Origin of the sequence: Rhizobium sp. WW22 (assembly GCF_047041135.1) — a bacterium.
GTDB lineage: Bacteria > Pseudomonadota > Alphaproteobacteria > Rhizobiales > Rhizobiaceae > Rhizobium.
Window position 1 is genome coordinate 732,350 of sequence record NZ_CP178198.1, and the last position, 13,144, is coordinate 745,493.

General features: G+C 61.2%; 12 protein-coding genes. 6 read left to right on the forward strand and 6 right to left on the reverse strand.

What is annotated here, in order from left to right; translation table 11 throughout:
* The first annotated feature begins 112 nt into the window (after positions 1-112).
* Both ACK83U_RS03705 and ACK83U_RS03710 read left to right on the forward strand, forming a co-directional pair.
* A complete protein-coding gene (locus ACK83U_RS03705; RefSeq protein ID WP_112607477.1) occupies positions 113-1,777 on the forward strand; it encodes an electron transfer flavoprotein-ubiquinone oxidoreductase in 1,665 nt (554 codons plus the stop codon).
* 6 nt (positions 1,778-1,783) lie between these two features.
* Positions 1,784-2,311, forward strand: coding sequence for a GNAT family N-acetyltransferase (locus ACK83U_RS03710; RefSeq protein WP_112607475.1), 528 nt, complete (start codon positions 1,784-1,786; stop codon positions 2,309-2,311).
* An 84-nt stretch (positions 2,312-2,395) separates the two neighbouring features.
* On the opposite strand, the gene ACK83U_RS03715 is transcribed toward ACK83U_RS03710, so the two are convergent.
* On the reverse strand, positions 2,396-3,310 hold the full coding sequence (locus ACK83U_RS03715; protein WP_112607631.1) for a DMT family transporter: 915 nt from the start codon (positions 3,308-3,310) through the stop codon (positions 2,396-2,398).
* Positions 3,311-3,454: 144 nt separating this feature from the next.
* Here ACK83U_RS03715 and ACK83U_RS03720 point away from each other — a divergent pair, with 144 nt between their 5' ends.
* Positions 3,455-3,928: an Lrp/AsnC family transcriptional regulator gene (locus ACK83U_RS03720; RefSeq protein WP_112414572.1), complete on the forward strand. Its 474-nt coding sequence runs from the start codon at positions 3,455-3,457 to the stop codon at positions 3,926-3,928.
* Between the two features lie 50 nt (positions 3,929-3,978).
* On the opposite strand, the gene mgtE is transcribed toward ACK83U_RS03720, so the two are convergent.
* Positions 3,979-5,352, reverse strand: a complete 1,374-nt coding sequence (gene mgtE, locus ACK83U_RS03725; RefSeq protein WP_112335655.1) for a magnesium transporter — start codon at positions 5,350-5,352, stop codon at positions 3,979-3,981.
* 395 nt (positions 5,353-5,747) lie between these two features.
* On the reverse strand, positions 5,748-6,719 hold the full coding sequence (locus tag ACK83U_RS03730) for a zinc-binding alcohol dehydrogenase family protein (protein ID WP_112607473.1): 972 nt from the start codon (positions 6,717-6,719) through the stop codon (positions 5,748-5,750).
* Between the two features lie 104 nt (positions 6,720-6,823).
* On the opposite strand from ACK83U_RS03730, the gene ACK83U_RS03735 reads away from it, so the two are divergent.
* Entirely contained in the window at positions 6,824-7,228 is a 405-nt protein-coding gene (locus tag ACK83U_RS03735; protein ID WP_112607471.1) for a winged helix-turn-helix transcriptional regulator, read from the forward strand.
* Here the strand turns inward: ACK83U_RS03735 and ACK83U_RS03740 are convergent.
* Positions 7,193-8,410 (reverse strand): MFS transporter, encoded by a 1,218-nt coding sequence (locus ACK83U_RS03740; RefSeq protein WP_112607469.1) that lies wholly within the window; start codon positions 8,408-8,410, stop codon positions 7,193-7,195. The two genes, ACK83U_RS03735 and ACK83U_RS03740, sit on opposite strands and share 36 nt — an antisense overlap.
* Before the next feature lie 317 nt (positions 8,411-8,727).
* Between ACK83U_RS03740 and ACK83U_RS03745 the strand changes: the two genes are divergently transcribed.
* On the forward strand, positions 8,728-9,675 hold the full coding sequence (locus ACK83U_RS03745; protein WP_112607467.1) for a diacylglycerol/lipid kinase family protein: 948 nt from the start codon (positions 8,728-8,730) through the stop codon (positions 9,673-9,675).
* 5 nt (positions 9,676-9,680) lie between these two features.
* On the opposite strand, the gene ACK83U_RS03750 is transcribed toward ACK83U_RS03745, so the two are convergent.
* The gene (locus ACK83U_RS03750; protein WP_112607465.1) at positions 9,681-11,021 is read right to left on the reverse strand and encodes a glutamine synthetase family protein; all 1,341 of its coding nucleotides are present in this window, start codon (positions 11,019-11,021) and stop codon (positions 9,681-9,683) included.
* 128 nt (positions 11,022-11,149) lie between these two features.
* On the opposite strand from ACK83U_RS03750, the gene ACK83U_RS03755 reads away from it, so the two are divergent.
* Positions 11,150-12,517 carry an aspartate aminotransferase family protein gene (locus ACK83U_RS03755; RefSeq protein WP_112607463.1) on the forward strand — a complete coding sequence of 456 codons (1,368 nt, stop codon included), beginning with the start codon at positions 11,150-11,152 and terminating at the stop codon, positions 12,515-12,517.
* On the opposite strand, the gene ACK83U_RS03760 is transcribed toward ACK83U_RS03755, so the two are convergent.
* Positions 12,518-13,132, reverse strand: coding sequence for an NUDIX hydrolase (locus ACK83U_RS03760; protein ID WP_112607461.1), 615 nt, complete (start codon positions 13,130-13,132; stop codon positions 12,518-12,520). It lies immediately after the preceding gene.
* Positions 13,133-13,144 lie beyond the last annotated feature (12 nt).

Genomic DNA, 13,144 nt, shown 5'->3' on the forward strand with positions numbered 1-13,144 from the left:
GCTCGACAATCCCCTCTCATTTTGACAAGAGATAACCGAAACGGGGAAGACGCCCAAAGGGGATGAGGCCGTGGTCCGAGATCATCGGACGCCGGCCAAGCGGAGAAGATGAATGACAGACGCCAGCGAGCTGCCGGAACGCGAGAGCATGGAATTCGACGTTGTGATTGTCGGCGCAGGTCCTGCGGGCCTGTCGGCTGCGATCCGGCTGAAGCAGATCAATCCGGATCTGACCGTCGTCGTGCTCGAGAAGGGAGCCGAGGTCGGCGCGCATATCCTGTCAGGCGCCGTCGTCGATCCGATCGGCATCGACCGGCTGCTGCCGGGTTGGCGCGAGGAGGAGGGGCATCCCTTCAAGACCGAGGTGACATCGGACCACTTCCTGTTCCTAGGCCCCGCCGGCTCCGTCCGCCTGCCGAATTTCCTGATGCCGCCGTTGATGAACAATCACGGCAACTATATCGTATCGCTCGGTAACGTCTGTCGCTGGCTGGCCGAAAAGGCTGAAGCCCTCGGCGTCGAGATCTATCCCGGCTTTGCCGCGACCGAAGTGCTCTATAATGACGAGGGCGCCGTCATCGGTGTCGCGACCGGCGACATGGGCATCGAGAAGAATGGCGAGCCCGGCCCGAACTATACGCGCGGCATGGCGCTCTTAGGCAAATACGTACTGATCGGCGAGGGCGTGCGCGGTTCGCTCGCCAAGCAGCTCATTGCCAAGTTCGATCTTGCGCGGGACAGCGACGTGCCGAAGTTCGGCATCGGCATCAAGGAACTCTGGCAGGTCAAGGCGGAGAACCACAGACAAGGCCTCGTGCAGCACTCCTTCGGCTGGCCGCTCGGCATGAAGACCGGCGGCGGTTCGTTCCTCTATCATCTGGAGGACAATCTCGTCGCCGTCGGCTTCGTCGTGCACCTCAATTACAAGAACCCTTATCTCTATCCCTTCGAGGAGTTCCAGCGCTTCAAGACGCATCCGGCGATCCGCGGCACTTTCGAAGGCGGCAAGCGCATCTCCTATGGCGCGCGCGCCATCACGGAGGGCGGATACCAGTCGGTGCCGAAGCTCACCTTCCCCGGCGGCGCGCTGATCGGCTGCTCGGCCGGCTTCGTCAACGTGCCTCGCATCAAGGGCAGCCACAATGCGGTACTATCAGGCATGCTGGCGGCGGACAGGATCGCTGAGGCGATTGCTGCCGGTCGCGGCAATGACGAAGTGATCGAGATCGAGAACGAATGGCGCCAGTCGGATATCGGCAAGGACCTGAAGCGCGTCAGGAACGTCAAGCCGCTCTGGTCGAAGTTCGGCACGGCAGTCGGCGTGGCGCTCGGCGGCCTGGACATGTGGACGAACCAGCTGTTCGGCTTCTCCTTCTTCGGCACGCTGAAGCATGGCAAGACGGATGCCGCCTCGCTGGAGCCTGCCGCCCAGCACCAGAAGATCGACTATCCGAAGCCGGATGGCGTCCTGACCTTCGACCGTCTCTCCTCGGTGTTCCTGTCGAACACCAACCACGAGGAAGATCAGCCGGTGCATCTGCAGGTCAGGGACATGGCGTTGCAGGTATCGTCGGAGCACGATGTCTTCGCCGGTCCGTCGACGCGCTACTGTCCGGCCGGCGTCTATGAATGGGTCGAAAAAGACGGCAAGGAAACCTTTGTCATCAACGCCCAGAACTGCGTCCACTGCAAGACCTGCGACATCAAGGACCCGAACCAGAACATCAACTGGGTTCCACCGCAGGGTGGTGAGGGACCGGTCTATCCGAATATGTGAGATGCGATGACGGAGATCGAACAAGGCGCCTGGACGATCCGCTCGGCCAGGGACGACGAACTGCATCTGCTCGCTGCCATCGAGATCGATGCCTTCTGGGCTCTGCATGGGGCCGGCGCGGTCGCCTGCGAGCCGACATCGCTGCCTCTCGACGTGTTGGAGCAATCCCTTGCGGAAGGCTTGCTGTTGGTTGCCGTCGACGATGAAGATCAACCCTTCGGCTTTCTGGCCGGCATTATGAAAGATGGCTCGGTTCATATTGCTGAACTCGATGTTGTCAGGCGTTGGCAGAAGCGAGGTGTGGGACGTCGGCTGATGGAGGCTGCGATTGAAGCGGCCAGGGCTCAAAATGCCGCAGGCGTCACTCTGACGACAGATCGGCAAGCGGCCTTCAACGCGCCGTTCTATGCCTCGATGGGGTTTCGCATACTGAATGACGATGACAGGCCGGCCGTTCTCACGCAGATCCTTGAGAATGAGATTGCCCACGGTGCCGATCCGGCGAGGCGTGTGGCCATGGCGCTTCGATTTTGACTCTTGTTTCGTAAATTGCAGGGGCAAATAGAAAGAGCGGCGCAGCACTTCGCTGAACCGCTCCATATCTCCGCAAGATGCGATTCAGTGCTGAATGGCCTTCCGAGCGAGCAGGCCTGTGGAAAGGGCAACGCCGATGCCGGTCACGATTGCGGCTGCAATGCCACCCATTCCGATTTCCTCACCGAGCAGAAAGCCGCCGCCGATCGTGGCAAGAACGGGGGTGATGGCGGTGAAGGCTGCGGCCTGCGTGCCACCGAGAGCCTGGACAGCAAGACCATAGGCAAGCGTGGCGGCAAGACCTGACAGCAGCCCTTGGCTGACGATCTGCAGACCGATTTCCGGTAGCGGCACCGAGGCAAGCGAGCTGCCGAAGATGGCGGCCAGTGCGACATGGATCAGGAACGACCAGACGGCGATGATGGCGCTCGACTGCACGGCGCTCAGCCCGGAGCGGCGGAAGGCGTGGGTATAGGTTGCCCAGAGCAGGGCGGCAAGCGGCAGCAGCGTAAAGCCCTCCCGGGAAATCTGCACGCCATAGAGGCTGCGGGCAAGCAGGATGACGACGCCGGCGACGATGCCGCCAAGACCGAGCCAGCGCGTGATGTCGAGCCGTTCGCGGAACAAAGCCATACCGATCAGGGCTGCTGCCAGCGGCATGGAACCGCCGAGCAGAATGCCGGCCGACGATGCCGGCGTGAACTGGATGGCGAAGGTGGTGAGCTGGAAGAAGAGGGCGCCGGAGCCGCAGACCATCAACGCCAGCAGCTTCAAAGGTACGCCCTTCGGCAGCAGGCCTGTCCGCCACCAGACAGGAGCCAGCACCAAGGCCGGCACGCCGTAGCGGATCAGGCCGAGATCGATCGTGCCCATCTGCGTTTCGGCTGTATGACGGGTGGCAAGAATCCAGTTTGCCCAGATCAAGACGGTCACGATGGCACCTGCATAGCCGACCATGGTGGGGGTTGCCTTGCGGGTGGAGAGAGACAAAGCGGTCATCGACATATCCTTTCCAACGATCCGGTTATCTTTCGAATGAAGAGAAGATAGCTCCGAAGGCCGAGGCATGTCCTTGCTAGTTATGGCTCAAAAATCATGCTACGAGCAATGATCTGCCAAAATTCATGATTGAGTTTCCCGGAAATGCCAAAGCTGGATAAATTCGATATTGCGATCCTTAACTGCCTGCAGGAGGATGCGCGCGCCACCAATGTCGAGATTGCCGAGCGCGTAAATCTCTCGCCGTCTCCCTGCCTCAGGCGCATCCGAAATCTGGAAAAATCCGGGCTCTTGCGCGGCTACCGCGCAGATATCGACCGCAAGCAGGCCGGCCTCGGCCTCACGGTCTTCGTGGAACTCAAGGTCGGTCATCATTCAAAGGAGAATTCCGAGACGCAGCAGGCAGCATTACTCGCCATTCCGGAAGTCGTCGCCTGCCATCTAATTTCGGGCACGGCCGATTTCCTGGCTGAAGTCGTGGTGGAGGATCTTGCGGCTTATGAAAAGGTGATGTCGGAAAAGCTGCTTGTTCTTCCCGGCGTGGTCGACCTGCGTTCGAACTTCGCCATTCGCACCATCAAAACCAATGGTGCGTTGAAGCTGCCAGTGCCGGAATAAATAAAAAAGGGGCCGTCGCCAGCCCCTTTACGATGAGAGTTTGATTATCCTCAGAGCATCGTGCCGCTGAGGATCAGCAATGCCACGGAGAAATAGATCACTAGGCCCGTGACATCGACCAGCGTTGCTACAAACGGAGCCGATGCGCTGGCCGGATCGAGCCGCAGCTTCTGCAAGACGAATGGCAGCATCGAGCCGGCGAGCGAGCCGAAGGTGACGATGCCGATGAGGGCAGCGAAAACCGTAAGGGCGACCAGCTGCCAATGCGGGCCGTAGTCGAAGAGGCCGATATTCTGCCAGAGCACGATGCGGGCAAAGCCGACAAGGCCAAGGATCGCTCCGAGCACGATGCCCGTCGGCAGCTCGCGGAAGGCCACGCGCCACCAGTCCGAGAGCTTGAGTTCGCCGAGCGCCAGCGCCCGGATGATGAGCGATGTCGCCTGCGAGCCGGAATTGCCGCCCGAGCTCATGATGAGCGGGATGAAGAGCGTCAGCACGACAGCCTTTTCCAATTCGCCTTCGAAGTGCTGCATGGCGCTTGCCGTCAGCATTTCGCCCAGGAAGAGGGCTGCGAGCCAGCCGGCGCGCTTGCGGATCATGCCCGCAAAGCTGATCTTCATATAGGGCTGGCCGAGAGCTTCCATACCGCCGAACTTCTGGGCGTCCTCGGTGGTATCGGCGATCATCGTATCGATGACGTCGTCGACCGTGACGATGCCGAGCATGTGGCCCTTGTCGTCGACAACAGGAAGCGCCAGCAGATCGTGGCGGCGGATCAGGCGGGCGACATCCTCCTGCTTCATCAGCGGCGGTGCCGTGACGGGCACGCCCTTCTGGGCCACGGTCAGGATGCATGCATCCGGCTCACCGGTGATGAGGCGACGCAGCGTCACGACATGCAGCAGCACATGCGTCTCGTCATCGAGCACATAGATGGCATAGACGGTTTCGCGGGAACGCTCGACCTGGCGAACGTGGTCGAGCGTCTGGGCCACGGTCCAGCTCGCGAAAACGCTGACGAATTCCGTCGTCATGATGCCGCCGGCCGTGCGCGGCGGATAGCCCATCAGGCTCTGAATCGCCTGCCTTGCATGCTCGTCGAATGTTGCGAAGAGACGGGCGCGCGTGTCGACATCCATTTCGAGCAGCACGTCGGCGACGCGGTCGTTTGACATGCCATGCAGCAGGCGTGCGGCATCCGCATTGCCCATGACTTCGAGAATGGCGGGTGCGTTGCGCAGTTCCGGCCGGTCGAGAATGCGCACGGCGCGCTCTTCCGGCATTTTGGCGAGAATGCGGGCAGCCTCTGCCACGTCTGTTGCGTTCAGAGCCTCGACACGTTCCGCGATGGTGACGGCGCGATTGTTATTGATGAATGCGCGAGCGGCATTGCCGGCCCGCATGGGAAAGCTGTTGATGTTCATTATAGCTCGCCTTTCCGGTCGATCCGCCGTCGTAGCGGATCGTGGCGAGCCGACAGGAGTCGGTTAGTGCACGAATGCTACTGACGGCAAAGGCAATCGACTACTACTGTCGCTAGGCATCGAAAGATGGCTCCGGTTAATCGGTATGGAAAACGCTGTTCCCCATGTGCGGAGAAGTCGCGCCGAAGGCATAAAAAGTCAAGAGGCGGACGTGCCTAAACGCTCGATCCTGCGATAAAAATTTGTTTAGGCGGCTGCAAATTTTTGCGATGCAACAAAACCTGGTGCCAATGCGTTAAAACAATGCGGCCGGACGACATTCGCCCGGCCTGATCTGTCGTGAATATTGGTACTCAGAAACCGGCCAGAACGACCTTTCCCTTCATCTTGCCGGTCTAGACGAGGGCATGCGCCTTCTTGAGATTGGCGGCATTGATCGTGCCGGCGGTCTCGGTCAGCGTCGACCTGATCTTGCCTGCATCCACCAGTTCGGCGATCTTCGTCAACAGCTTGTGCTGCTCGATGATGTCGGCAGTGTTGTAGAGGGGGCGAGTGAACATCATCTCCCAATGGATCGATACCGCCTTCCACTTGAAGGGCACGACATCGAGCGTTTTCGGATCGTCGATGAGGGCGAACCGGCCCTGGGGCGCGATGGCCTCAGCGATCGAGGCGATATGATCCAAGGTGTTGGTCGTCGAGAAGACGAAGGCGGGGGCGCCGATGCCGAGCGCCTCGATCTGCGGTGCAAGCGGCTTCGAATGATCGATGACGTAATGGGCGCCCAATTCCTTCACCCAGGCCTGCGTTTCCGGGCGGGATGCTGTCGCGATGATGGGGAGATCGGTCAGCGCGCGGGCGATTTGGATGGCGATCGATCCGACGCCGCCGGCCCCGCCGATGATGAGAATGGCATTGGCTGCGCCGGGAACCGGATCCTGCACCTTCAGCCGGTCGAACAGCGTTTCATAGGCCGTGATCGAGGTCAGCGGTAAAGCGGCAGCAGCCGGAAAATCCAGGCTTTTCGGTTTAGCGCCGACGATGCGCTCGTCGACCAGATGGAATTCAGCGTTAGAGCCGCCGCGATTGATGGCGCCCGCATAGAAGACTTCGTCTCCCGGCTTGAACATGGTGACCTCGGACCCGACCGCCCTGACGATGCCCGCGGCGTCCCAGCCAATGATCTTGTACTCCCCCTCTGGCGGGGCAACGTGGGCACGGACCTTGATATCGACCGGATTGACCGAAACCGCCTTCACTTCGACCAGCAGGTCACGGCCCTTTGCCTGGGGCGTCGGCAGCTCGATGTCGATCAGCGATGTCTCTGCGGAGATGGGTTGTGGCTGCTTGTAGGCGACTGCGCGCATGGGAGAAGCTCCTGGGTTGGTTGCACAGAGGCTAGATGCGCATTATCCTTAAGAGGCGCAAGAATGCACAATTTCTGTACGTAGGTACAAAAAGGATACTGTCGATGTCCGTTCCCCGCTCCAAGCTCGTCGGAAATTTTCCAGGTTGCCCGGTCGAGGCGACGCTGAGCGTGCTCGACGGCAAATGGAAAGGCGTGATTCTGTTTCACCTCATGGAGGGAACGCTGCGCTTCAACGAAATCCGCCGCAAACTGCCGTCGGTGACGCAGCGCATGCTGACCAAGCAGCTGCGGGAACTGGAAGAATCCGGGCTGCTGTCACGCACCGTCTTTCCGGTGGTGCCGCCTCGCGTCGAGTATGCGCTGACGCCGCTTGGCGCCAGCTTGGGGCCGATCATCAAGGCGATGGCCGTGTGGGGTGAGGAGAATGTATTTTGCCATGACGGGCGCCAGCAGCTGGTCGCCGCAGGCATGTCATGCGCGCCCGGTGCGGCGCTCCAGGCCAACTGAAACGGCAAAGACGGCAAGACCGGCAACGGAAAGTACTGCGCCGACATAGCCGGTGGCCGCAGCCGTGAAGCCCCAGGAGATTACCAGCCCGCCCAGCCAGGCGCCGAGTGCATTGGCGATGTTGAAGGCGGAGTGATTGGAGGCGGCGGCCAGCGTCTGCGCATCTGCGGCAACATCCATCAGGCGGGTCTGCACTGCCGGGCAGGCGGCAAAGCCGCAGCCGATCAGGAAGACGCAGATGCAGAGCATGACGGGATTGGCTGCCGTCAGCGAGAAGAGCGTCATGATGACGATATTGAAGATCATCATGCCGCCGATCGTGCCCTTGATTGAGATGTCGCCAAGGCGCGAACCGACGATGTTACCGACATTCATGCCGATGCCGAAGAGAGCCAGGACGATCGGCACCATGGCGGAGCCTAGGCCGGCGACCTCGGTCGTCGTCGTCGCGACATAGCTGAAGATCGAGAACATGCCGCCGAAGCCGACGGCAGCGACGCCGAGCGAAAGCCAGACCTGGATGCGCTTCAGCGCACCGAGTTCACGGGCGATGCTGGCGCCTTCCTCGACCCTGTCCTTGGGAAGGAAGAGGGCGATCAGCAGCATGGTGGCGAGGCCGATGGCCCCGACCATCATGAAGGCCGCGCGCCAATTCAGAAGCTGTCCGAGGAAGGTGGCGATCGGCGTGCCGATCAGCGTCGCGATCGTTAGGCCAAGCATGACCTGGCCGACGGCGCGCACGCGGCGATGCACCGGCACCATCGAGGCGGCAACGAGTGCCGCGACGCCGAAATAAGCGCCATGCGGCAGGCCGGTGATGAAGCGAAGCGCCGTGAAGCTTTCGAAGGTCGGCGCAAAGGCGCTGGAAATATTGCCGGCGGCAAAGATCGCCATCATCAAGAGGAGCAGCGTGCGGCGCGCCATCTTGGCGGCGAGCACGGCAATGATGGGCGCACCGACGACGACGCCGAGCGCATAGGCGCTGATGACATGGCCCGCCTCCGGGGTAGTAACGCCAAAGGTGTCGGCCACATTCGGCAGAAGTCCCATGATGACGAATTCACCCGTGCCGATACCGAAACTGCCGACGGCCAACGCCAAAGTCACCAGCGCGATCGCGGTGCGCGACGGCGCTTCCAGGGCGGTTTGGGTGTCGAGGGCCTCGACGGCAATATCGCTCACGAAAACTCCTTGGGCGACATACGAAGATCACATGCCGCGAATCAGACGGTAAACTCCGGTTATGCGGCGTTCAGTGCATCAAACTGGAATATGGGACTGGCGAGGCACGGACATGCCTCGTTGATAGTATCAATGACCGGGGCGCATCTGTCGCGTGCGTTTTTTGCAGTGCAGCATGTCGGATCGCGCATAAGTGTGCTGCAGTCGATATCGGCGAAACGGCTATAACGCTTGAAATCGTTCCATCCAAAACCATCTGAGAAGAAGCGCACGGGCCTCAGCCCCTGATACAATTTGCGGAAAGACCGAGAGCCCCAATGAAGTTGATCGGCTTTTTCAATCGCGATGGCGGAACGTTCCGCACGACTGACATGGCTGCCTATGAAAAGAAAGCGGAACAGGTCTTCCGCGACGCCGGTCACGATTTCGAAGCTATTGTCGTCGAGGGGCGCAATGTCGTCTCGGCGATGGAGCGTGCTGCGCGTCGTAATGATATTGACGGGATTGTCGCGGGTGGCGGCGATGGCACCATTTCGGCGGCCGCGGCCATTGCCTGGAAAAACGGCGTTGCTCTCGGCGTCATTCCGGCCGGCACCATGAACCTCTTTGCCCGCTCGTTGCGGCTACCGCTCGACATCTGGCAGACGCTGAACGTTCTTGCGACGGGTGAGGTCGACAATGTCGATATCGGTAGCGCCAACGGTCGCGCTTTCATTCATCAGTTTTCAGCGGGCTTGCATGCGCGCATGGTCCGCTATCGCAATGGCTATACTTATCGCTCGCGCATCGGAAAGATGTCGGCCAGCACGCGCGCGGCATTCGGCGTCATCGCCAATCCGCCGGAATTCGACGTCGACTTCGAGGCCGGCGGCATTCGCGAGCGCAGGCATGTTTCGGCAATCTCCGTCTCCAACAATCCCTTCGGCGCAAATGCGCTGCTGTATGCCGATAGCCTGCGCAGCGGTGAGCTGGGCTTCTACATGGCTAAGCCGCTGCGACCACTCGGCGTCGCCCGTCTTGCCATCGACATGCTGCGCGGCCGGGTTCGCGAGAATGCCGATGTCATGGTCATGCACGCGCCGGAAGTGCATCTGCATTTCCCGAAGCTGCGCCAGCTTGCCAACTGCGTCATGGATGGCGAGTTGCTGCCTCTCGAGCGCGACGTGACGCTCAAGGTGCATCCGGGCGAGCTCAAGGTGATGGTGCGGGAAGGGACGGCCGCCAGCGTTGCGCGCGAAGGCGTAATCGACAGCGTCGCCATCTGATGGATTCAGAGGCGGGGTAGGTAGGTCCTGTAATCGAAATCGGAAACCGTGCGCAGGTGGCTGAGCGCTTCCTTATGCTTCGTCTCGCCATAGAGCTTCTGATACCGCTCGCCGAAAATGTCGGCGATGAAGGCCGAGGCGCGGAAGCGCTCGACGGCCGTCAGGAAGTCATGCGTCAGCTTGGGCGCATCGGCCGGCACGTAAGCCGGCGTCGTCTCCTCACCGGGATCGAGGTCGTTCTCAAGGCCCAGCAACATACCGCCCAGGATCGCCGCCAGCATCAGATACGGATTGGCATCGGCGCCGGCGACGCGGTGCTCGATGCGCGCGCCCGGCCCGTCCTTTTCGGGGATGCGCACGGCCGTTCCGCGGTGGCCGAAGCCCCAGGTGAGATCGACCGGGGCAAACGAGCCCGGCTGGAAGCGGCGGTAGGAATTGGCATAGGGTGCAAAGATCAGCTGCGCATCCTGCAAGGTCTGTAGCAGCCCCGCGCAGATCGACTTCAGTCTCTTCGGCTCACAGCCCGCAGCATCAAGGACATTGCGCCCTTGAGCGTCGACGATGCTGGCATGCACATGCAGCCCTGAGCCGGCATGATCGGTATAGGGCTTGGCCATGCAGGTCGATTTCAGGCCATGCTTGCGGGCGGCTTGCTCGGCCACACGTTTCAGCATGATGCAGTCATCCGCGGCCGCCAGCGCGTCCGGGCGGTGCAGCAGGTTGACCTCGAACTGGCCTGGGCCGAATTCCGCCGTCGTTGCGTCTGCCGGCAGGCCCTGCGCCCGCGCGTAGGCGCGCAGCGTTTCGAGATAATCGTCAAGGAGATCGACGGCATCCATGTCGTAGAGCTGAAAGCCGTTGGGCTCGCCCTGATAGGTCAGGGCAGGCGGCGGCGAGGGAACGCCTCTGTCGCGCCAGTCTCCGGCAAGCAGATAGAATTCCAGCTCGGTCGCGATGACAGGTGTCAGGCCGAGCGTCTTGTAGCGATCGACCACCGCCGCAAGAATGGCGCGCGGATCCTGAAAGCTCGGGCTGCCGTCAAGCTCATGCATGGTGGCGAGCACCTGCTTCGATCCCGGCGGCGCCCAGGGCATGTTGGCGAGCGTGCGCTGATCGGCGACGCAGGTCCCGTCCGGATCTCCGATCGTCATCGAAAGCCCGGTGATCTCGTCATTGTCGTAACCCCAGATATCGAGCGATTGCGTCGAGGTCGGCAGCCGCACGGCGCCGGACCAAACCTTCTTTTCGGCTGAAATCGGGATCTGCTTGCCTCTGAGCCGGCCGTTCATGTCCGAGATCAGCACTTCGATGCGCGCGTTACCTTCGGTTGCGTTGTCGATCGCCATGCTCTTGTAAATCCCCGATGCTCACGGCATGGTCGTAAACCAAGATAGCTTGCAGTCAAGTCCGGCTGCGTCGCGGCGTCGGTGGACTTGCCTGACAAATGCCAATTCAAAGAGGGTTCGAATAAGCCATGTCCGATACGTCCAGCCGCTCCAATCTCGCCGCCCTCGATGCCGCGCATCACCTCCATCCCTTCGCCGACATGCGCAAGCTCAACGCCGACGGCGCGCGCATCATCCAGCGCGGCGAGGGTGTCTATATTTTCGATGCGGAAGGGCGAAAGTATCTGGATGGGTTTGCCGGCCTCTGGTGTGTCAACATCGGCTATGGCCGAACCGAGATTGCCGACGCTGTCGCCAGGCAGATGAACGAGCTGCCCTACTACAACACCTTTTTCGGTACCACGACCACGCCGGCGACACTTCTCGCCGAAAAGGTCTGCGCCCATGCGGGGCCGCAGTTCAACCATGTCTTCTTCACCAATTCCGGCTCAGAGGCCAACGATACCTGGTTTCGCATGGCGAGGGTTTATTGGGCTGCAGTCGGCAAGCCGACGAAGAAGACCATCATCGCCCGCAAGAACGGCTATCACGGCTCCACGGTTGCCGGTGCCAGCATGGGCGGCATGAAATACATGCACGAGCAGGGCGATCTGCCGATCCCTGGCGTCGTCCATATCGGCCAACCCTATTGGTATGCCGAGGGTGGCGATTTCTCGCCGGAGGAATTTGGTCTCAAGGTCGCTCGCGAACTCGAAGCCAAGATCGACGAGCTGGGTGAAGACAATGTCGCAGCCTTCGTCGCCGAGCCGGTGCAGGGTGCCGGTGGCGTCATCATTCCGCCGTCGACCTATTGGCCTGAGATCGCGCGCATCTGCAAGGCAAGGAGCATCCTGCTCGTCTGCGACGAGGTGATCTGCGGCTTCGGCCGCCTCGGCGCATGGTTCGGCTATCAGCATTTCGGTGTCGAGCCGGATCTCGCCCCGATCGCCAAGGGACTGTCGTCGGGCTATCTTCCGATTGGCGGTGTGCTCGTCAGCGACCGCATCGCCGATGTGCTCATCAATGAAGTCGGCGAATTCAACCACGGCTTCACCTATTCCGGCCACCCGGTCTGCGCGGCCGCCGCCCTTGAAAACCTCCGGATCATCGAGGAGGAAGGGCTGGTCGAGCGCGTGCGCGACGATATCGGCCCTTACTTCGCCAAGGCTTGGGGCAGCCTTGCCGATCATGACATGGTCGGCGAAGCCGTCAGCATCGGCTTGATGGGCGGCCTGCAACTCGCCGCCGATAAATCCACGCGTCGGCGCTTCGAGAAGCCGGATGCAATCGGATCAGCCGTGCGCAACCATGCTTTGGTAAACGGCCTGGTCCTGCGCGCCACGGGCGACCGCATGCTGGCCTCGCCGCCGCTCGTCATCAGCCATGAGGAAGTAGATACCATGGTACGGATCGCGCGTGGCGCGCTCGATGCCGTCTGGGCGGAAAGAAAATCGTAGTCAGGGCTTGGGTTTCGGCACGTCCCACTTGCCCGCCTTGTGAAGGGCAAGCGTCAGTGCCGCAACGTGGATGACCTGGATCATCTTGCCTTCCAGCACCAGTTGTATAGCCTGGCGGATCGGCATGCGGATCAGGCGGATGCGCTCGGTCGGGTCGTCCGCCGGCCTGCTTGCAAGCTCGACATTGCGGGCAATGACGATATGCGAGTGGTTGTTATGCGTGGCCGGATTGGGCGCGAGCTTGCCGACATAATCCCATTCGGTGGATGAAAGGCCGGTTTCCTCGCGCAGCTCGCGCGCGGCCGCTTCGACCGGACTTGCATCATTCGCATCCACGGCTCCGCCAGGGAGCTCGAGCGCTACGACGCCGAGACCGTGACGATACTGCTGAACGAGATAGATATGATCCTCGGCATCGAGCGCGATGATCCCGACCCAATCGGGATATTCCAGCACGTAGTAGGGCGCGATCTCCACACCCTCCGCCGTCACGCAGTTATCCGCACGAACCTTCAGCCAGCGATCATGAACAAGGCGTGTCGAGCTTGTTGTCCGCCATGGTGGCAGGTCTGCCGTGTCCGATAGCTGGCTGTTGATGTCGTCTTTCGAGCTCATGCGCGGCTCAGC